This window comes from Pseudoalteromonas sp. NZS37 (assembly GCF_015864265.1).
GTDB lineage: Bacteria > Pseudomonadota > Gammaproteobacteria > Enterobacterales > Alteromonadaceae > Pseudoalteromonas > Pseudoalteromonas arctica.
This window is the reverse complement of record NZ_JADYXL010000006.1, coordinates 92,344-113,793: the sequence shown is the minus strand read 5'-3', so window position 1 is coordinate 113,793 and position 21,450 is coordinate 92,344. Positions and strand designations below refer to the sequence as shown.

Annotated in this window: 18 protein-coding genes and 1 pseudogene; 5 read left to right on the top strand and 14 right to left on the bottom strand. The window is 39.8% G+C overall.

What is annotated here, in order from left to right:
- Positions 1-37: 37 nt before the first annotated feature.
- From I6F47_RS13000 to I6F47_RS12980, 5 genes and pseudogenes are all read right to left on the bottom strand, one after another.
- A pseudogene (locus I6F47_RS13000) lies at positions 38-791 on the bottom strand (hypothetical protein).
- 113 nt (positions 792-904) lie between these two features.
- The gene (locus I6F47_RS12995) at positions 905-2,308 is read right to left on the bottom strand and encodes a Fic family protein (RefSeq protein ID WP_197183983.1); all 1,404 of its coding nucleotides are present in this window, start codon (positions 2,306-2,308) and stop codon (positions 905-907) included.
- Between the two features lie 271 nt (positions 2,309-2,579).
- Positions 2,580-5,210, bottom strand: coding sequence for a methionine synthase (metH, locus tag I6F47_RS12990; RefSeq protein ID WP_197183982.1), 2,631 nt, complete (start codon positions 5,208-5,210; stop codon positions 2,580-2,582).
- A gap of 9 nt (positions 5,211-5,219) precedes the next feature.
- Entirely contained in the window at positions 5,220-6,293 is a 1,074-nt protein-coding gene (locus I6F47_RS12985) for a homocysteine S-methyltransferase family protein (RefSeq protein WP_197183981.1), read from the bottom strand.
- A complete protein-coding gene (locus tag I6F47_RS12980; protein ID WP_010555178.1) occupies positions 6,283-7,230 on the bottom strand; it encodes a homoserine O-succinyltransferase in 948 nt (315 codons plus the stop codon). Before I6F47_RS12980 ends, I6F47_RS12985 begins: the two co-directional genes overlap by 11 nt.
- A 223-nt stretch (positions 7,231-7,453) precedes the next feature.
- Between I6F47_RS12980 and ettA the strand changes: the two genes are divergently transcribed.
- From ettA to I6F47_RS12955, 5 genes are all read left to right on the top strand, one after another.
- A complete protein-coding gene (gene ettA / locus I6F47_RS12975) occupies positions 7,454-9,127 on the top strand; it encodes an energy-dependent translational throttle protein EttA (RefSeq protein ID WP_007581203.1) in 1,674 nt (557 codons plus the stop codon).
- A 156-nt stretch (positions 9,128-9,283) separates the two neighbouring features.
- Positions 9,284-9,652: a PilZ domain-containing protein gene (locus I6F47_RS12970; protein ID WP_024593523.1), complete on the top strand. Its 369-nt coding sequence runs from the start codon at positions 9,284-9,286 to the stop codon at positions 9,650-9,652.
- Between the two features lie 53 nt (positions 9,653-9,705).
- Positions 9,706-10,614 carry a histone deacetylase family protein gene (locus tag I6F47_RS12965; protein WP_024589271.1) on the top strand — a complete coding sequence of 303 codons (909 nt, stop codon included), beginning with the start codon at positions 9,706-9,708 and terminating at the stop codon, positions 10,612-10,614.
- Positions 10,615-10,676: 62 nt separating this feature from the next.
- The gene (locus I6F47_RS12960; protein WP_165721281.1) at positions 10,677-11,174 is read left to right on the top strand and encodes a TlpA family protein disulfide reductase; all 498 of its coding nucleotides are present in this window, start codon (positions 10,677-10,679) and stop codon (positions 11,172-11,174) included.
- Positions 11,175-11,256: 82 nt separating this feature from the next.
- On the top strand, positions 11,257-11,922 hold the full coding sequence (locus I6F47_RS12955) for a hypothetical protein (RefSeq protein ID WP_197183980.1): 666 nt from the start codon (positions 11,257-11,259) through the stop codon (positions 11,920-11,922).
- A gap of 101 nt (positions 11,923-12,023) precedes the next feature.
- On the opposite strand, the gene cyoE is transcribed toward I6F47_RS12955, so the two are convergent.
- From cyoE to nqrF, 9 genes are all read right to left on the bottom strand, one after another.
- Complete coding sequence (gene cyoE / locus I6F47_RS12950) at positions 12,024-12,908, bottom strand: heme o synthase (protein ID WP_007581172.1); 885 nt, start codon at positions 12,906-12,908, stop codon at positions 12,024-12,026.
- Between the two features lie 9 nt (positions 12,909-12,917).
- Positions 12,918-13,274 (bottom strand): cytochrome o ubiquinol oxidase subunit IV, encoded by a 357-nt coding sequence (gene cyoD, locus I6F47_RS12945; RefSeq protein WP_024589276.1) that lies wholly within the window; start codon positions 13,272-13,274, stop codon positions 12,918-12,920.
- Positions 13,274-13,900 (bottom strand): cytochrome o ubiquinol oxidase subunit III, encoded by a 627-nt coding sequence (cyoC, locus tag I6F47_RS12940; protein WP_007581168.1) that lies wholly within the window; start codon positions 13,898-13,900, stop codon positions 13,274-13,276. The genes cyoD and cyoC overlap by 1 nt, the downstream gene beginning before the upstream one ends.
- Positions 13,897-15,885 carry a cytochrome o ubiquinol oxidase subunit I gene (gene cyoB / locus I6F47_RS12935; protein ID WP_007581166.1) on the bottom strand — a complete coding sequence of 663 codons (1,989 nt, stop codon included), beginning with the start codon at positions 15,883-15,885 and terminating at the stop codon, positions 13,897-13,899. Before cyoB ends, cyoC begins: the two co-directional genes overlap by 4 nt.
- A 2-nt stretch (positions 15,886-15,887) precedes the next feature.
- The gene (gene cyoA, locus I6F47_RS12930) at positions 15,888-16,847 is read right to left on the bottom strand and encodes a ubiquinol oxidase subunit II (protein ID WP_121954119.1); all 960 of its coding nucleotides are present in this window, start codon (positions 16,845-16,847) and stop codon (positions 15,888-15,890) included.
- A gap of 319 nt (positions 16,848-17,166) precedes the next feature.
- Entirely contained in the window at positions 17,167-17,586 is a 420-nt protein-coding gene (locus I6F47_RS12925) for a hypothetical protein (RefSeq protein ID WP_007581161.1), read from the bottom strand.
- A gap of 1,177 nt (positions 17,587-18,763) precedes the next feature.
- Entirely contained in the window at positions 18,764-18,976 is a 213-nt protein-coding gene (gene nqrM / locus I6F47_RS12920) for a (Na+)-NQR maturation NqrM (protein WP_007376137.1), read from the bottom strand.
- Between the two features lie 101 nt (positions 18,977-19,077).
- A complete protein-coding gene (locus I6F47_RS12915; RefSeq protein ID WP_024608763.1) occupies positions 19,078-20,109 on the bottom strand; it encodes an FAD:protein FMN transferase in 1,032 nt (343 codons plus the stop codon).
- A 109-nt stretch (positions 20,110-20,218) separates the two neighbouring features.
- Complete coding sequence (gene nqrF, locus I6F47_RS12910) at positions 20,219-21,448, bottom strand: NADH:ubiquinone reductase (Na(+)-transporting) subunit F (RefSeq protein WP_007584893.1); 1,230 nt, start codon at positions 21,446-21,448, stop codon at positions 20,219-20,221.
- Between the last annotated feature and the right edge of the window lie 2 nt (positions 21,449-21,450).

Sequence of the window (21,450 nt, the reverse complement as noted above, 5' to 3'; positions counted from 1 at the left end):
TAGAAATTTTATCCGCATACTTACTAATAAAAAGCGATTAATGAGTGCTTATAACATCTTCAGACAACAATCGCTCATCGTCTTTATAAACTTCAAGCCAACCTGGTGGTGATGTATCGCAGCCAATAATGGTTACTTGTAGCACATAACTATAACGACCACTTTTAAACGTATAGTGATGATTCCCGCCGCTGCCCTCAAATGTAATATCGCCATTTAGTAAAACCATATCAGGCTTGTCACTTGGCTTTTTATTAATACCCCACACTGCATACCGAAAATTATGCTCGCCTAAATCATCAACACGAACATGATAGTTAGCCGTTTTCCAATTGAGTACTGGTTTTTCAAAAGTATTAATACTTGCGTGCAAGGATTGTTTATCGTCTTCGATTAAGCTTTTTGCAAGTGCCTGCTCTTTAGTATTTTGTGTATTTACAGCAATAATTTTACCGTCGGTATCTACCCACATAACGCCGTTATTTAGCATAATGCCGCGCCAACCTACTTTATCCCAATCAGTATCAATTTTTGAACTGGCAATAACTGCCACTAGCTCATCATTAAATACTTCATCAAAGCGGTTGATAAACTCAGCCTAATCTTTAATGTCAGGTATGGGGTATCGTCGTTTTAGCGGGTAATAAACAAGCGAGGCAATAGCTGCTTTATCGTCACTTTCAAAGGCTGCAATAACAGATAAAAAGAACTCGTGATATTTTTGCTCAAGAGCAAATGTATGTGATGCGAAAAGTAGGCATACACAATACTATGTGGCTTAAAAACTTCATTTATATTCCTTTATTTAAAATTACTAGTAACTCTGAGTAATTGATGTATGAAGTTAACTTTTTACATCCCTTTGTTTTATTAGCCTTTTAAAACCCACAACAACTTATTACAACTATTTTGTTTTTGCGAATAACTGTTCTTGTAACTTAGCTGGAGCAAAATATGTAAATTTATTCCCAACAGATTTATATTTGAGCAATAAACCTAGATTATATAGTTTATCAAGATATCCTCTTGCCGCTGTAGCACTTACATTATTATCTTGCTCTACTTCTTTTACAGAAAATTCTCTACCTGGATTTTTTAAAGCTTTAGATATGATATCAATGTGTTGACGCTTAAAATGTTTATAAAAAGGAGATTCAGACAACTTTTCAACCATATATCTATTCTGATCAATTCTCTTTTGGATATATGCAGAAAAATCACCCAATGCATCTATTATTATTTCCAAATTAAACTGTAAGAAATATGTTAAATCAAGTTCATCAGTTTCTGTTTTTATATATGCACGTCCGTAATCATTTGCTTTCTTTTTCAGCAGCGCTGAAATAGAGATATATTGAAAGTTTTCATAGCCATGTTTAATCGCATACCAATAAAAAAGAGCTCTTGCAGTTCTTCCATTTCCATCTAAAAATGGGTGAATATAGCCAATCATAAAATGTATGACTATTGCTTTAAATACTGGATGAATATAATGCACATTTTCGTGATTAGTATTTGCATACTTACATAAATCGTTAAGCAATTTATCCACCACTTTAGCATCAGGAGCTTTATGGGTTACCTCACCTTCTGCATTATTCTTTGCAACTTCAATCTCTTTGCTTCTCAACATTCCTGGGATATGATCATTTTCGCAAGTTTTTTCTGTCGCTATATGGTTAAATTCTTGTATAAATTCAATACTTAATTCCCTATCAAGGTTATCAAGTGCAAATTGCATCAAGTTCCAGTTACTCAATATCATATTTTCAGAGTCATCATTAGGAGCTCGACCCGATGAAAGCATTTCCTTAGCAACAGCTCTTGTCGTAGCAGCCCCTTCAAGTTGCGCGCTTGTAATAGCCTCTTCCATAACTAAGCTCTTAACAAGCATATGTCTTTTTTGATCCCCTGTTAACCCGACATGCTCAAACCGATAAGCTTTTTCAATCATTGGAGGATAGTGATTTAAAGCTATAGGACTCCAATAAAAATGAGAGTTATCCTCCGAAACCAATGAACCATGCTCGTCTAATGCCCTATTAAATTTTAAAGCACACCATGCCCATACCTTTTTATCTTTGAAATCACTATCAAATCTATGGTGAAAGTCATGCCAATGCAAGTAAAGCCCTTTACTACTGAAACCAAACTTTTTTGCATTTACCATTTTTACAAACGAATATGGCATGTCGCCATAGCTATAACATTCTTCTAGTGTAGGAGGAACTTGAATACCATCTATTGTTTGCCTTCTAAACTTAGCTATTTGGGTAGTTTTAGGTTCTTCAATTTCACTTGAACTCATAGTAAACCAACTTTATTGAAAACTTTGCATAGAAGTACTATATACTAATAATTACAGTATTTAAAAGCCATATTGAAACTTATTAATTATGTAAAGCTCTACTAATTTGGGTTACTAATAACTTATAAAAATTTATTCAATTCCACTTTTTAAATTGAAATATTAAGAACATCATTTTTATAATTAAAGAAGTATAATAAAAAAACGAGCCACATGGACTCGCTTTTTGTTTTTACTGATAACTGACAGCTAAAAACTGACCGCTTCGCTATTACTCCGGATCATACCCCAAGTTAGGTGACAGCCATCTTTCAGCTTCTTCCAGCGTCATATTGGTTCGCTTGGCGTAGTCCTCTACTTGGTCACGTTGTATTGCAGCTACGGCGTAGTATTTAGCTTGTGGGTGTGAGAAGTACCAACCTGAAACAGCAGCACCTGGCCACATGGCGTACGAGCTGGTTAGCTGCATGCCAATGCGTTTTTCGGTGTCGAGCAACTGCCAAATTTTCTTTTTCTCGGTGTGCTCTGGGCACGCTGGGTAACCTGGCGCTGGGCGAATACCTTGGTAGTTTTCGCGTATTAGCTCATCGTTTGCTAGGTTTTCGTCTGGTGCAAAACCCCAATACTCTTTACGTACTTTTTCGTGTAGGTATTCTGCAAACGCTTCTGCGAGCCTATCGGCAACCGCTTTAATCATTATTTTGTTGTAGTCGTCTTGCTGTGCGTCAAACGCATTTGCTAAGTCGTCTTCTTCTAGACCGCCTGTTACAGCAAACGCGCCAAAATAGTCTGGTGTACCTTTGGGTGCTATGTAGTCGGCTAGGCAGTAATTAGCAAAGTCGGTTTTTTCGGTTTGCTGACGTAAATGGCAAGAGGTAGTTAACAGCGTTTTGCGTGTTTCGTCGGTGTATATTTCTATGTCGTCCCCAACGCGGTTAGCAGGGAATAAACCTATTACGCCAAGTGGTTGCAAACTGCCTGCTTTTTCAAGGTCGTCTAACATATCGTTAGCGTCTTTAAATAAGCTTTGCGCTTGCTCGCCTACTACTTCGTCGGTCATTATGCGCGGGTATTTACCGGCGATTGACCACGTCATAAAGTATGGCGTCCAATCTATGTATTTACGCAAAGTAGCAATTGATACGTTTTTAAACTCGATCACGCCGAGCTTTTTAGGCACTGGTGGCGTGTAGTTATCCCAATCAAGCTTTGCTGCATTATCGCGTGCGCGCTGGATTGTAACAGGCTTAGATCGTGGTTTTTTACGCGCTTGTTGCTCGCGTACTTTTACATATTCAGCTTGGGTTTTTTCTAAAAAACCAGGCTTATGCTCTTTTGATAATAAATTAGATACTACACCTACCGCACGGCTGGCATTACTTACATACACTACGCCTTTGTCATATTGCGGTTCAATTTTTACTGCGGTGTGCGCTTTAGAAGTAGTTGCGCCACCAATTAACAGCGGCAGTTCAAAGCCACGGCGTTTCATTTCTTTTGCTACGTGTACCATTTCGTCAAGCGATGGGGTAATTAAGCCCGATAACCCAATAATATCGGCTTTTTCGTCGATTGCGGTTTGGAGTATTTTATCAGCCGGTACCATTACACCTAAGTCGATTACTTCATAGTTATTACATTGCAGTACAACACCCACAATATTTTTACCTATGTCGTGTACGTCACCTTTTACGGTCGCCATCACTATTTTACCGTTAGTTGAGCCTTCTTCTTTTTCAAGCTCAATGTATGGGTCTAGGTAGGCTACGGCTCGCTTCATTACGCGCGCCGATTTAACAACTTGTGGTAAAAACATTTTACCTGCGCCAAATAAGTCGCCTACTACGTTCATGCCGTCCATTAACGGCCCTTCAATTACGTGAATAGGTTTAGCTGCTGCGGCGCGGCATTCTTCGGTATCTTCATCTATAAAGGTAGTAATACCTTTAACAAGCGCGTGCTCAAGGCGTTTTGCAACAGGCCATGTGCGCCACTCTAAATCTTCTACTCGCTCGGCTTGCGCCATACCCGAGTATTTTGGTGCAAGCTCTACTAAACGCTCGCCTGCGCCTGAGTCGGTGTTAAGTATTACGTCTGTAACGGCTTTACGTAGTTCTTCTGGTATATCATCGTAAACGGCTAGTTGCCCCGCATTTACAATACCCATGTCCATACCAGCTTGAATAGCGTGATATAAAAACACCGAGTGAATGGCTTCACGTACGGGGTTATTACCCCTAAACGAAAACGATACATTTGATACACCGCCCGACACTTTACAGTGCGGCAAATTTTGCTTAATACGGCGAGTGCCTTCAATAAATTCTACGGCGTAGTTATCGTGCTCTTCAATACCGGTGGCTACGGCAAATATATTAGGGTCGAATATAATATCTTCTGGCGCAAAGCCAATGTCTTCTACCAATATTTTATAACTGCGCGCACATATTGCGAACTTACGGTCTGCCGTGTCGGCTTGCCCGTCGGTATCAAACGCCATTACAACAGCGGCTGCACCAAAGCGTTTTATTATTTTAGCTTGGCGAATAAACGGCTCTTCGCCCTCTTTTAGCGATATTGAGTTAACAATTGCCTTGCCTTGAATACACTTTAAGCCTGCTTCTATTACTTCCCATTTTGAGGAGTCGACCATAATTGGTACGCGAGAAATATCAGGCTCTGAGGCTATTAAGTTTAAAAACTTAACCATGGCGGCTTTTGAGTCCAACATGGCTTCGTCCATGTTTATATCAATAACCTGTGCGCCATTTTCTACTTGTTCGCGTGCCACTGTTAGCGCGGCTTCAAAGTCTTCTTCCATGATTAAACGTTTAAACATGGCAGAACCCGTTACATTGGTACGTTCGCCGACATTAGTAAATACTGCTATTTGTTGGGTCATGCTGGCTCCTTAATTTAAGTTACAGGCTTCAAGGCCTGATAAACGCATGCGTACTTCAAGCTCTGGTAGTTGGCGTGGTTTAACGCCCGCTAAACCTTTTGCAAAAGCGCGAATATGCGCAGGCGTGGTGCCACAGCATCCGCCTACTATATTAATAAAGCCCGATTTACCCCAATCGATAATTTCGGTTGCCATATCGCCCGCTTCTAAGTCGTATTCACCAAACTCATTTGGTAAGCCCGCATTAGGATGTACCGATGTAAAGGTTTCGCACACGCGCGATAACTCTTCTACATACTGGCGCAGTAAATCAGGACCAAGCGCACAGTTTAGACCAATCGAAATAGGCTTAATATGGCGAATAGAATTATAAAATGCTTCGGTTGTTTGCCCCGAAAGCGTACGACCAGAGGCGTCGGTAATAGTACCCGAAATCATAACTGGTAATTTACGCCCTGCTTGCTCAAAGGCTTCTTCAACGCCAAACGAGGCGGCTTTTGCATTAAGGGTATCGAATATAGTTTCGATTAGTATTAAATCGGCGCCGCCTTCCATTAATGCAAGTGTTGATTCAATATACGCAGTAACCAGCTTATCAAAGGTGACATTTCGGTAACCCGGATCGTTTACGTCTGGCGAAATTGAACACGTTTTAGATGTCGGCCCTAAAACACCGGCTACATAACGCGGTTTTTCTGGCGTTTTAGCCGTAAATTCATCACAAATGGCGCGTGCTAATTTAGCCGACTCTCGGTTTATTTCACGGCTTAGGCTTGCCATGTCGTAATCTTCCATCGAAATAGTGGTCGAGTTAAACGTGTTGGTTTCGATAATATCGGCGCCCGCTGATAAAAAACCACGATGAATATCAGTGATTAAATCAGGCTTGGTTAGGCTTAATAAATCGTTATTGCCTTTAATTAATACATGCCAGTCTTTAAAACGCTCTCCGCGATAGTCTTCTTCTTCTAGCTTATGATCTTGGATCATGGTGCCCATAGCGCCATCTAAAATTAAAATGCGTTCTTTTAATGCGGCGCTTATTTCGGCTTGCTTATTATTTGTAGGAGCGTTATTCGGCATAGTTGTTAGTCCTCACGTCTTGGCTAACTAAATTAATATCATACGGTGTGGTTTGGTACACGTAGTAATTTAACCAGTTCGAAAAAAGTAAAAAAGCATGGCTTTGCCACGTTTTTGAAGGTTGTTTGGTTGCATCGTCATCCGGAAAGTAATTTTCGGGTTTTGGTGCATTAGGGCTTTTTTTACAATCGCGGTCGTATTCTGCTTTTAGCGAGTCGGCGTCGTACTCAGGATGACCGGTTATAAACACTTGGCTACCCGATTTATTTTTAAGTAAGTAAGCCCCTACTCGCTCAGAACCAGCCAGTACAACTAGCTCATCGCAGGCGTTTATTTTATTTATATCAATGTGACCATAACGTGAGTGCGGTACTAAAAAGGTGTCGTCGAACCCGCGAGTCAGTGCGCCGTGATCAAAGTAACATTGGTGGGTAAATACACCACACAGTTTGTCGTCTTTTAAATCACGCTTTAAATTGTAACGGTGATATAACGCTGCATGTGCTGCCCAGCACGAAAATAACGTAGAGGTAACGTGTTGCTCAGCCCAATCTATAATGACCTTTAACTCATCCCAATACGCTACATCGTCGTATTCTAAATGGGCAAGTGGCGCGCCGGTTACAATTAATGCATCGTAATTGTTGTCTTTAACCTCAGAAAAATAACGATAAAAGGTATCAAGGTGCTCTTCTGAATTACTGCTACTGCGGTGAGTATCGAGGCGCAGTAGTTCTACATTTACTTGCAAAGGCGAGTTGGCAAGCAAACGAATAAACTGAACTTCGGTTTCTACTTTATTAGGCATTAAGTTTAAAATAGCCAAACGCATTGGGCGTATTTCTTGCGTTTTTGCACGTGTTTTTGGCATTACAAATACGTTTTCTTGACGTAAACGTGCAATTGCCGGCAACTCGTCTTTTACTGTAATTGGCATATTTTTACTCCTGCTCATAAAAACCGAAAGTTAATTATGAACTGAAAGTAAAAAATATCAACCTCTAGATGTATAGATGTCTAAATGAAATTTATTCATGATTTTATACTTTACTTACAAGCATGCTTTAGTGCTTTAAAACCCGCCATTCGTTGACTGTTTCACCTGTCAGCCACTACAATACAACATTGAAATTTTTATTATTATTTGAAGGCTTTCCTCCATGGTTTTACCTGATAAATTTATATTCTCGATGAGTCGAGTATCTAAGGTTGTGCCACCTAAGCGCACTATCTTAAAAGATATTTCGTTACACTTTTTTCCTGGCGCTAAAATTGGTGTGCTTGGTTTAAACGGTTCTGGTAAATCTACGTTACTACGTATTATGGCCGGTGTTGACCAAGATTTTGAAGGTGATGCACATCCTCAGCCTGGTACAAAAATTGGTTATTTACCGCAAGAGCCTGTTTTAGACGAAAGCAAAACAGTTCGTGAAATAGTTGAAGAAGCTGTTGGCGAAGTTAAACACGCACTTAAACGTCTTGACGAAGTGTATAACGAATACGCCATGGAAGACGCTGACTTTGACGCACTTGCAAAAGAGCAAGGCGAACTTGAAGCTGTTATTCAGGCGCACGATGGTCATAACATCGACAACGTTTTAGAGCGTGCTGCTGATGCACTTCGTCTGCCAGAATGGGATGCTAAAATTGAGCACCTTTCAGGTGGTGAGCGTCGTCGTGTTGCTATATGTCGATTACTGCTTGAAAAACCAGACATGCTTATTCTCGATGAACCAACTAACCACTTGGATGCTGAGTCGGTTGCATGGTTAGAGCGCTTCTTACACGATTACGAAGGCACTGTTGTGGCGGTAACGCATGACCGTTACTTCCTTGATAATGTAGCGGGTTGGATATTGGAGCTTGACCGTGGTGAAGGTATTCCATGGGAAGGTAACTACTCTTCTTGGCTTGAACAAAAAGATGCGCGCTTACAGCAAGAACAAAAATCTGAAAAAGCACGTCAAAAATCAATTGCGCAAGAACTTGAATGGGTTCGTTCAAACCCTAAAGGTCGCCAAGCTAAGTCAAAAGCACGTATGGCTCAGTTTACTGAAATGCAGCAGTCTGATTACCAAAAACGTAACGAAACTAACGAGATGTTTATTCCACCTGGCCCGCGCTTAGGGGATCAAGTACTTGAAGTAACGAATCTTCGTAAGAGTTTTGGTGACCGCGTTTTAATTGACGATTTAAGCTTTAGCATGCCAAAAGGTGCCATTGTGGGCATTATTGGTGCTAATGGCGCGGGTAAATCAACGCTGTTTAAAATGATCAGTGGTGAGCAAAAGCAAGACAGCGGTAGCATTACCGTTGGCGAAAGCGTACACCTTGCTACTGTTGATCAGTTCCGCGACGGTATGGACGAAAGCAAAACTGTTTTCCAAGAAATATCAGACGGTCAAGACGTACTAAAAATTGGTAACTTTGAGTTCCAAAGCCGTGCGTATGTAAGTCGCTTTAACTTTAAAGGTAACGATCAGCAAAAGTTTGTTAAAGACCTATCAGGTGGTGAGCGTAACCGTTTACACCTTGCTAAGTTATTAAAAGCTGGCGGCAATGTGTTACTACTCGATGAGCCAACCAATGACTTGGACGTTGAAACACTACGCGCACTAGAGAACGCTATTTTAGAGTTCCCTGGTTGTGTAATGTGTATCTCGCATGACCGTTGGTTCCTTGACCGTATTGCTACGCACATTTTAGATTACCGCGACGAAGGTCAAATTAACTTTTTTGATGGTAACTATACTGAATACGAAGAGTGGCTTAAAAAAACACTTGGTGCAGCAGCAACTGAACCTAAACGTATTAAGTACAAAAAAATTGGTTAATATTTACTTTAGCTAATTTATTACTGTAATACTAAGCCCTGCATTTATGCGGGGCTTTTTTATGCCACCAGCATTACAGGAGCATATCCTGCTAGCATGTAGAGAATTACCCGCTATGCTTAATTTATTATAAAAACAGTAAGGCTAAATTAGGTTATGCAAAATCGTCGTCAGTTTTCTCGTGTTTTATTTTCAACCGATGCACAAGTAATTTTTAATGATCACCAATACCCATGTAAATTACTTGATGTATCTTTACATGGCGCATTAATTACTAAGTGCGATGCTTTTATAAGTAACACTAATTCTAATGCAATACTGCGTTTTATACTTCCTCAAAGCGAAATAGAAATAAAAATGGAGGTTGTGGTGTGCCATATAGAAGCAGATCATATTGGTTTAAAATGCCACCATATTGATATAGACAGCATTACTTATTTAAAGCGTTTAATAGAGCTAAACTTAGCTGATGACGAACTATTACATCGCGAACTCGCTATGTTGATTCACGACACGCAAGAATAGACTCATTTGGATTAGTTGATTACCATAGTGCAAACTTTTTAACTTGTGCAAACATGACTTTAAATCCACATTTACCTTTGGTGTATCACCCTAACTACTCGTTTAATTTCGATCCAAAGCATCGTTTTGCAATGAGTAAGTTTGCACATTTATATCAGCATGTTGCAGAGCTTGGTTTGATTGGCGATAACCTGGTTGAGCCAATATTAGGCACGCCAGAGCCACTTGAGCTGATACACTGCGAAAATTACATACACGATTTGTGGAATAACCGCTTAGATGAAAAAGCAATGCGTCGCATTGGCCTACCTTGGTCAAAAGAGCTTATGGCACGTACCTTTACAGCCCCTCAAGGGACGTTACAAACAGCCCGCTTAGCACTTAAACACGGTATAGCGTGCCACTTAGCCGGTGGTACACACCATGCGCATACCGATTTTGGCTCAGGCTACTGCATGGTTAATGATTTAGCCTTTACCACGCAAACTTTAATTGAATCGGGTGAAGTAACTAACGTACTTATTTTTGATTTAGACGTGCACCAAGGTGATGGCACAGCCGCAATGTTAGAGCATCAAGCATACGCTTATACTTGTTCTATCCATTGTGAAAAAAACTTCCCCTTTAGAAAGTCCGCTAGCGATTTAGATATTGGCTTAGCCGATAATATGAAAGACGACGAATACCTTGCCGTAGTTGACGACACCTTGAGTTATTTACTTAAAGAGCTAAACCCAAGCTTGGTACTTTACGATGCTGGCGTTGATATTTGGCAAGGCGATGGCTTGGGTAAATTAGATATCAGCTGGGATGGCATAGTTAAGCGCGACCATTTAGTGCTAAAACGCTGCCTTGAACACAATACACCCGTTGCTACAGTAATAGGTGGTGGCTACGATAAAGACCATCTTCGCCTCGCTAAACGCCATGCTATTGTTGTTGAGCAAGCCGCTCGCTTTTAGTTTGAAATAAAAATGTTAAATTCTCGTTCTTATTTAATATGTAAAATAAGAACGAACATATTATGAAACAACTATTTATTGCCATCGCACTAATTTTTATAAGCTTTACAAGCTATTCGCAAGAAGAAAGCACGCAAGAAACATACCCTAAGCTACCTACATTAAATTTACAAATGGCTGATGGGTCGCCGCTCAATACTCAAGATTTATTAGGTCAACCTTACGTTTTACACTTTTGGGCAACGTGGTGTCCGTACTGTAAAAAGCTTCAGCCAGCACTTCAAAAAATTGATGATATGGGCTTAAAAGTTATTGCCGTGAGCTTTAAAGAAGATGACGATGCTACTCCCGCTAAAGCGCTTAGCGATAGAGGTTATACTTTTAAAACAGCCGTAAAAGCCGATGCAATAGCACAGCAATTAGGTATACGAGGCACACCTACTACATTGTTTGTAAATAAAGAAGGCAATGTAATTTGGCTGACTAATACGTCAAACCCAGAGGACGCAAATCTACATTTAAAGGCACGAACATTGTTGCACTCCATATCTGAACAATAATATAGGTCTAAATTTAGTTTAAAAATATAAGTAATATAAACTTTATACTACAATTTAAGCTCATAAATTAATTGAGATTATAATGCGCTTACTACTTACTTTATTACTAATCACTTTAAGTGGCTTTGCCGCAGCTGAAGAAGAAAAAGCAGAACTTCCACCGGTAGACCCCGCTTACAATGCTGAGCACCCTATGGCTTTGGTTAATCAAGGCTCGTCTATTATTGCAATGAATTTACCCACCTATAATTTACCCAATGATGTGCAAGTTATTTATAAAATAGGAAACCCCGATGTTCCATTTTTAGGCTTTGTTAGAAATGCCGAGTTAATCACCGTAAAGCCACAAGCGTTTAATATTCAGCATTTAATGCGTGGTGAAGAAATTACGATTATTGCCGATATTTACGAGGGTGATTATCAACAAGGTGGTAGTTTAATTTATTCAAAAAAAGAGTTGGTCTTGAGTAAGCAGCTGTATGCCAGAGAACTAAAAGATTTGAGTGAATCATCGCAATGGCAAGACTACGACATGATTACACTAGGCGGTACTGAGCGTATTTATATTCATAAAATTCAAAAAGCACCGAGCTATAACCATCTTATTTTTGTCGATTTAGTTAATGCGTGTATGCAAAAGCTTCGTACCTCAAAACGTGTCCCAGCTGAAAATGAGCTTACCTATAAGTTTATTAATTGCGGCACGCTTAAACCACTTTATTACAATGCTGATGATTTTAAAAAGTAAAAGAGCGAGTATACGAATGTTCAATTATTTTAATATTTAGGCATAAAAAAAGGCTCTTTCGAGCCTTTGGATTAACTTTGGAATAGTTAAAAACTTTTAAATTAGGTAAGCGTTAATAGCTGTGGAGCAACGCTGTGATAATCAACAGCCATAGCAATGCTTAACGCTGTAATATTAATAATTGAAAATGCGAACACTTTACGTGCCCAGCTACTCATATCAATATTACGACGATAACCACGTAGCGCCATTAGCAACCACCAAAAGCTTGTAATACAAGCAACAGCCATAAAAGCAGCACCTGTGTAGCCAGTAATTGGCAGTAACATTACAACTAAGGCGTATACAGCAATATAAAGCACAATGTGGCGTTTTGCTTTGTCGATACCTTGCGCCACAGGTAATACTGGAATACCTGCAGCTTGGTAATCTTTAAAGCGAAAAATAGCGATGGCGTAAGAGTGCGGCATTTGCCACAAGCTAAACATAACTAGCAGTATTAATGCGCCCATATCGAACTGCCCTGTTACGGCGCAGTAACCTACTACTGGCGGTACAGCGCCAGAAAGGCTGCCTACAAAAGTGCCATATACTGAGTTGCGTTTCATGTAGAGGCTATAAACCCCTACATAAATTACGTAGCCAAAGGCTGCAAAAAATACCGCGGCTTGAGTGGTATAGGCGATAAGTAAACCAAAGCCAATAACGCCCAATAAAACACCGTGGCTAAGTGCAGCAAAGGCCGACATTTCGCCAGTTACTGTTACCCGCGTACGAGTACGTGCCATGGCTACATCAATGTCTCTATCTATAACATTGTTGATAGCACAACCTGATGCAACCACTAGCGACAAACCAATTAATGTGGCAATCATTAACCATGGGTCTATATCACCGCGCGAGGCAAGTAAAAACCCACCCGCTACGCTGATCAAATTGCCCATAATAATACCCGGCTTTGTCACTGATAAATAACGACGAAACATCTTCAACTCCTAGTACATCATCATTGCGTTAGATTCATAAATGATCCAAACAGATAACCCAACAACCATTACGATGATCAGAGCACTGAATAGGAATGAGAAAGTACTTGCACGGCCATTTTCGGTGGTAAAATTAAGGTGTAAAAAGTACTTTAAATGCACCCAAATTTGTACGATTGCAAAAGTAACAATGCTCCAAAGCGTTGTTGCTTTTGAGAAGTCACCTTCCATAACCATATAAAACGGTATAGCAGTTAAAATTACCGATAGCACAAAGCCAATTAAGTAAGTTTTAACACTTCCATGAGATTCATCATGATGATCACTTTGCGCTTGTTTTAACGCATGCGTTTCGCTGTGGCTCATTACATTGCTCCCATCAAATAAACAACGGTAAATACACAAATCCAAACAATGTCTAAGAAGTGCCAAAATAGGCTTAAGCAGCTTAAACGCGTTACGGTTGCTTTGCCTAGACCACGTTTAGCAACTTCAATCATCATTATGGTCATCCAAATTAGTCCAGCCGTTACATGTAATCCATGTAAGCCAACTAATGAGAAAAACGATGTTAAAAAGGCACTTTGTTGTGGGCCATTACCGTGCACAATTAGGTGATGAAATTCGTATACTTCCATACCAATAAACACAGCACCTAAACAAAACGTAACAAATAACCAAGTCAGTGTTAGTGCCTTTTTTTGCCCTTGAGCGGCAATCATGGCAAAGCCAAAGGTAATACTACTAATAAGTAGTGCAGCAGTTTCTACTGCTACAAAGTCGAGTTCAAAAATATCTTTACCCGATACACCACCGGCTGTGTTCATAAATAACACAGCGTAAGTGGCAAAAAACGAGGCAAATAATAGGCAATCGGTCATTAGGTATAACCAAAAACCGAATATGGTGTCACCCGATGTATCGTGATGATCATGCGCGTGGGCATGATCATCGTGCGATACTGATTCTAAATTTGCAGAAAGTGTACTCACGCTTTTAGCTCCTTAATGCCACTTGAATTATACGCAGCTTCAGTGCGTGCAATTTCATCAGGTTGAATATAGTAATCAACATCGCTGGTGTAACAACGTTTGATAAAGATGGCAATTGCGCCTACTAGCCCAACAACAGCTAACCACCAAATATGCCAAATCATTGCAAAACAGAATACTGTTAAGCTTGCTGCCATTAACACGCCAGCTGATGTGTTTTTAGGCATATGAATAGGGCTATAGTTTGCTTTATCTTGGTATGCTTGGCCTTTTTCTTTCATGTCGGTCCATGCATCAATATCATCGATGTGTGGAATTGTTGCAAAGTTATAAATTTGCGGAGGTGAACTTGTAGCCCACTCAAGTGTATGGCCGTTCCACGGATCGCCTGTTGTATCGTCAAGCGCTTCACGGTCTCTAAAGCTCACATATAATTGAATTACTTGGCTAACAATACCAAACATAATTATTACAGCACCGCCTGCGGCAATGTATAACCAAATGTTCCAATCTGGGTTGTTAGTGTGGTTTAAACGACGTGTCATACCTAAGAAACCAAGTACGTACAACGGCATAAATGCAACGAAGAAACCGATAATCCAACACCAGAATGATGCTTTGCCCCATTTTTCGTTAAGTTTAAAGCCCATTGCTTTAGGGAACCAAAATACAAAACCAGCAAGGTAGCCAAATACAGCACCACCAATAATGGTGTTATGAAAATGTGCAATTAAGAATAAGCTGTTATGCAGTACGTAATCGGCACCAGGAATAGCAAGTAATACACCGGTCATACCGCCTACGGTAAAGGTAACCATAAAGCCAAGAGTCCAAAGTACCGGTACGCTAATACGTAAACGACCTCGGTAAATAGTAAATAACCAGTTAAACAACTTAACCCCAGTTGGTACGGCAATAACCATGGTCATTACCCCAAAGAACGCGTTAACGTTAGCGCTCGACCCCATCGTAAAGAAGTGATGTAACCAAACAATAAAGCCTAAAATTGAGATTGCACCGCTGGCGTAAACCATCGATTTGTAACCAAATAAACGTTTACCGGCAAAGGTCGAAATAATTTCAGAGAAAATACCAAATGCTGGTAATACTAATATGTATACCTCAGGATGACCCCATGCCCAAAATAGGTTGATGTACATCATGGCGTTACCGCCCAATTCATTGGTAAAGAAGTGGAAATCGAGATAACGGTCAAGCGTTAGCATTGCAAGTACAGCAGTTAAAATTGGGAATGATGCTGCAATTAAGATGTTTGCCCACGTACATGTCCATGTGAAAATTGGCATTTTCATTAGGGTCATACCTGGTGCACGCATTTTAAACACGGTTGCTAAAAAGTTTACTGCTGTTAGAAGTGTACCGAGCCCGGATATTTGCAAGGCCCAAATATAATAATCTACCCCCACCCCAGGGCTAAAGGTCAACTCCGAAAGCGGTGGATAGGCCACCCAACCTGTTTTAGCAAACTCACCAAACACTAGCGACATATTAATTAAAATGGCACCGCTGGCTGTAAACCAAAAGCTTAAGTTATTTAAAAATGGGAATGCAACATCGCGAGCACCAATTTGCAGTGGTAAAACAATGTTCATTAAACCAATCATAAATGGCATAGCCATAAATATGATCATAATTACGCCGTGGGCAGTAAATATTTGGTCGTAGTGTTCAGGTGGTAAATAACCGGGCGCACCACTGGTAGCAAGCGCTAACTGAGCACGCATCATAATGGCATCAGAAAAACCACGGAACAGCATTATTAGTGCTAAAAGAATATACATTACGCCTAAGCGTTTATGATCAACAGACGTGATCCAGTCGCGCCAAAGCACGCCCCATTTTTTATACTTTGTAATAAGCCCGGCAATAATAAGCCCAGCTATAGCAATAACCGACATCGTGAACACAAGAATTGGCTCATGAAACGGAATTGCGTCTATTGTTAGTTTACCTAATAACGACATTATTATTCCTCGCCCTGGCTGTGAGATGATGGCATTGAGTGTTCATCCATTACTTGATGCTTCTTACTCATTTGCCCATGTTCGCCCATTGCATGTTGCTTTTTGTTCATATCGCCATGTGCCTGCATGTATTTCATAACGATGGTATGAAATAAGCCGTCATCAACTTTACCGTAATAAGCAACTGGGTTATTTTCGCTTGCTTTTGCAAGTTCAACATAATTTGCATGAGTAAGATTATTAGCGCTTGAATTCGCTTTCACATCACTCACCCACTTATCAAAACCAGCTTGAGTAGGTGTAGCAATGGCATTAAACTTCATACCAGTAAAGCCTGCACCACTGTAATTTGCCGAAAAGCCTTTAAATGTACCTGGCTCATTAGCAATTAAGTGAAGCTTGGTTTCCATACCGGCCATTGAGTATATTTGACTACCCAATTGCGGAATGAAAAACGAGTTCATTGTGCTCTCTGAAGTGATTTTGTATTCAACAGGTACATTAGCCGGAAACACTAATTCATTAACCGTAGCAATACCTTGCTCAGGATAAATAAATAGCCACTTCCAGTTTAATGAAACCACTTCAACAGTAAGATGCTTACCTTTACCTTCAATTGGTTTGTAAGGGTCTAGCTCTTGGGTAGACACCCAGGTAATAACACCTAAAATAATCACAATAACAATAGGGACAGCCCAAACTGCGGCTTCAATTTTATTTGAATGAGCCCATTTTGGAGCGTAAATTTCATGAGTTTGCGTGTCTCTATATTTCCATGCGAAATACAAAGTCATCACAATAACGGGAACGACTACAAGCAACATAAGCACGGTTGCGATGATGATTAAATTTTTCTCATCTATGCCTATCTGCCCTTTTGGATCGAGTATCCCGCCTTTACAGCCTGACAACGCCAGCACTGTACTAGCTAAAGCAATATTACAAAGGTTACGAATTAACAAGGGAGTATCCTACAAACCTAAAAGTTCTAATTTGCTGCTTTAAATAAAAAACAAAGCAACGATTTTTCGGTAAAACCCAAGTTAACTGGAATTAAATTATAAAAAATAAGGGGGCTATTCAAAACCTAAAGCTCATGCCAATAATGACCTAGCAACAAACCCAGCTTTCTAAACGCATTTATATAACGTAATAAAAGTTAACTTGGGTGAGTGGTGGTTGGCTGAAATGTGTTTAAAAAACACTGAGCTACTTTGTTTTAGCTAACCTTAATTATTTACAGCAAGAACAAATAATTAAAACCAGCAACAAAATGCAGCCTTACAGACAACCTGTAAAGCTAGGTGGAGCACGACAACCGTGTGCAACTTGCACTGGCTGAAGAACTTTAGCCTCGCTAAAAGCAAAGGCTGCTTTACGGAGGATAATTCCAGCACGACGCGCTGGAAAAATATGGAACAATAGCCAGCAAAGGCCAATAAGTAACTGACTTGATATGATCGGATGAGCTAAAAATTGCACAATAGTAAGTAACAGCGGCTCTACAATAAACCCATCACTTAATAGCGCTTCAAGCTTGAAGGCATCCTCTAGTGCACCACTTAGCAACATTACAGTATTAAACACTAATAAAGTTATAGCTACACACACGCCCTTGCCTGCTTTATTCAAGCGCTCACACGTCTGCGGCTCGCCAGAGGCAAGATCCGTATTTGTATGATGCAAAGAAAGTGTGTTCAAAAACATTAACCTACTAAAATGACTATAACAAAATTAGAGGAATACAGTTTGCAATGGAAAAATTTAAAAAACATTGCTGTTGTAAGCCCTAAAACCAGGTGCTAAATACAATCAAATCCAGCTAGCACATATTTACCTAGCGAAAATTGATCCGTATCAATCAAACTTTCAAAACTTACTGAAAGTTCGAACGTGAGTATAACAAAGAGAATTTTCTGTTCAACTAAAAATCAATTAATTTGGGTTAAGCTTTCGAAGCTATTTTGTTAATAAAAAATAACAACATAAAAAACATTGAGTTAGCTAGAATTAAAAATAATTTAAAGCAGAATATTTAATAAAATTATAGGTTTTTTTGGAAGGAATAATAATTGTGTGGCACAAATAAAAACAGCTCAAATTCAGTCACCACCGAAATTGAGCCGCTTTTCACACTGACAACATCTTCACACACAATATAAAGATTTTTTGTTTACACTGCGTGGCATTGTAAGGAAATAAAAACAACTCAAATGCAGTCACCACCGAATTTGAGTTGCCTTTCACACTGACAACATCTTCACACACAATATAAAGATTCTTGGTTTACATTACGTGGCATTGTAGGGAAATAAAAACAACTCAAATGCAGTCACCACCGAATTTGAGTTGCCTTTCACACTGACAACATCTTCACACACAATATAAAGATTCTTGGTTTACACTGCGTGGCATTGTAGGGAAATAAAAACAACTCAAATGCAGTCACCACCGAATTTGAGTTGCCTTTCACACTGACAACATCTTCACACACAATATAAAGATTCTTGGTTTACATTACGTGGTATTGAAAGGGAATAAAAACAACTCAAACTCGTTCTTTATGGAAGTGAATCCACCGAACTTGAGTTGTCTTTCACACTGACAACATCTTCACACACAATATAAAGATTCTTTTAAGCGAGGCTAACTTGCCTCAAGCTTATGACGAGAGCCTTGCTCTGTGTCTATGGTTAAACTTTAGAGTGTTAGCTCCAATTTGACAAACGAGAAAAATAAACCTAATAGGTGAAAAAAACTAAACTATAGACGTTTGTCTAATACATTAAGATTGGATTACTTTAGAAGCTATCGAGTTAAGCAGTTTTACAGACACAAAAAAAGCGCTATAAAGCGCTTTTTAATATTTAAGGCGGACTTAAATAATTTGGTTTTCTTTCCAGGCTTGCTCTTTAGCTAAACGGTTTTTGCGTTTATCACATGGATCATCGCAATCACAGGCTTTATCAATACCAACCGAACCTAAACCACCACAGCTGCTTGCCATAGATTTTTTTTGCACGATCATACCAACGGCCATAGCCGAAACTATCAAAATTAGTAAGCCAAAAGTAAGAAGAAAAAGTGACATTGCTTAGCCCCTATTGATCAGCAATTAATTAAACTCAAACATTTTTGAGCGACTGCTATTATATACCCAAATAACGCGAAAATAAACAAGCCAGCACCATACTACAAATAAGGTTTAAATGCAGGGCTTGAATAAGTAACTAAACCCTCATTTGATTTACCTATTAAGTATACCGGTAAATCGTGCTGCTGAGCGTATGCCTGCGCTTTTTCCATACCCATCACAGTAAGTGCAGTCGCTAAACCATCTGCCGTCATAGCGCTTGGATGAAGCACAGTTACCGACACTAAGTCGTGCTTAATAGGCATGCCGGTCACGGGATCAATTAAATGAGTATAGATCTCGCCATCCATTTTATAAAAAATACGGTAATCACCTGACGTAGCAATACCGTTTGTACCTGGCGATAAAACACGGTGTACCTTTCGCTCTCCAGGTTGCGCATCTGGTTGCTCAATCGCAATTTTCCAATCCTGATTATTTGGCTTTTCACCTGCTATACGCAGCTCTCCACCAATCTCAACCATGTAATTGGTAATACTGTGGCTTTCTAATAACTGCGCTACTTTATCAATACCATAGCCTTTAGCCGTTGCCGAAAACGAAAGCTCTAACCCATTAACTGTTTTAGACAGTCCTTGCTCATCTAAAATAAGTTTATCAATACCTATTTTTTCGACCATAGTTGCAAGCTCTTCATCACTTGGGCGATTGGTTGGTTTTTTATCAGGACCAAAGCCCCATAAATCAATTAAAGGCCCCATAGTGACATCGAGTGTTTTAGTTGATTCGCCTAAGCGAATAGACTCGCTGATAACAGCCCTAAAATCTTCGCTAATTGGCATAACTTGATTTGCTGGTAATCTGTTAAATGTATTTATTTCAGAGTCTTCTATGTAAGTAGACATAGACTGATTCACATCTTTTAAAACAGCGTCTATTTGCAGCTGTAATTGTGAAGCTGATAGCTGGCCCTGCTCATCGTAATATTTAATATGATAAGTGGTGCCCATAGTCTTACCTTCTAAAAAGGTTTCCCTCGACTCTGGTTTTTCACCACACCCAGACAGTAATAAGGTCAGTGTGATTAGTAAAAAGGCCATTATGCCTTGTGAAGTACTTACTCGATTCATAACAGCTCTACTTAATAGATTGATAAAATTAAAGAATAAAAAAAGCCTCGTAACACAAGTGCTACGAGGCTGGTATTTTAACCAAAACTAAACTGTTTTGGTATTAGTGTTAGCCACCGAAGTCATCTAGTAAGATATTTTCGTCTTCAACACCTAAATCTTTAAGCATAGTAATAACTGCCGCGTTCATCATTGGAGGACCACACATGTAGTACTCACAATCTTCTGGCGCTTCGTGGTCTTTAAGATAGTTCTCAAATAACACGTTATGGATAAAGCCAGTATAGCCTTCCCAGTTATCTTCAGGTTGTGGATCTGAAAGTGCTGTATGCCATACGAAATTAGGATTTTCAGCGGCTAGGCCGTCAAAATCTTCTACGTAGAACATTTCACGTTCAGAACGTGCACCATACCAAAAGCTCATCTTACGTTTAGAGTTCAAACGTTTAAGTTGGTCAAAGATATGTGAACGCATTGGCGCCATACCAGCACCACCACCAACAAAGATCATTTCTGCATCTGTGTCTTTAGCAAAGAACTCACCAAATGGACCTGAAATAGTTACCTTGTCGCCTTTTGTAAGTGACCAAATGTACGAAGACATTTTACCACATGGCAAGCTTAGGTTTCTTGGAGGCGGAGCAGCAATACGCACGTTAAGCATAATGATGCCTTCTTCTTCTGGGTAGTTAGCCATTGAGTATGCACGAATTGTTTCTTCGTCTACTTTTGACTCCAGGTCGAAGAAACCAAAATGGTTCCAATCGCCACGATATTCTTCAGGAACATCGAAATCTGCATATTTAACATGGTGAGGTGGCGCTTCGATTTGGATGTAACCACCCGCACGGAAAGGCACTGACTCATCACCAGGGATTTGCAGTTTAAGTTCTTTAATGAAGGTTGCTTTGTTATCGTTAGAGATAACTTCACAGTCCCATTTTTTAACACCGAAAATTGACTCTTCAAGCTCAATTTCCATGTCGTTTTTAACATTTACCTGACACGCTAAACGACAGCCTTCACGGGCTTCACCTTTAGAAATGTGATCAAGCTCAGTTGGCAGGATATCACCACCACCTTCTTTAATGTGTACACGACATTGACCACAAGAGCCACCGCCACCACAAGCAGATGATACAAATATACCTGACTCAGATAATGCACTTAAAAGCTTATTACCTGCTGATGTAGTAATGGCTTTGTCTTTATCGCCATTAATACCGATGATGATGTCACCGCTTGCAACTAACTGAGATTTAGCACCAATGATCACTAAAACTAGTAGTACAACGATAGCGATAAAAACACCAACGCCTAAGAAAATCTGATAATCCATGA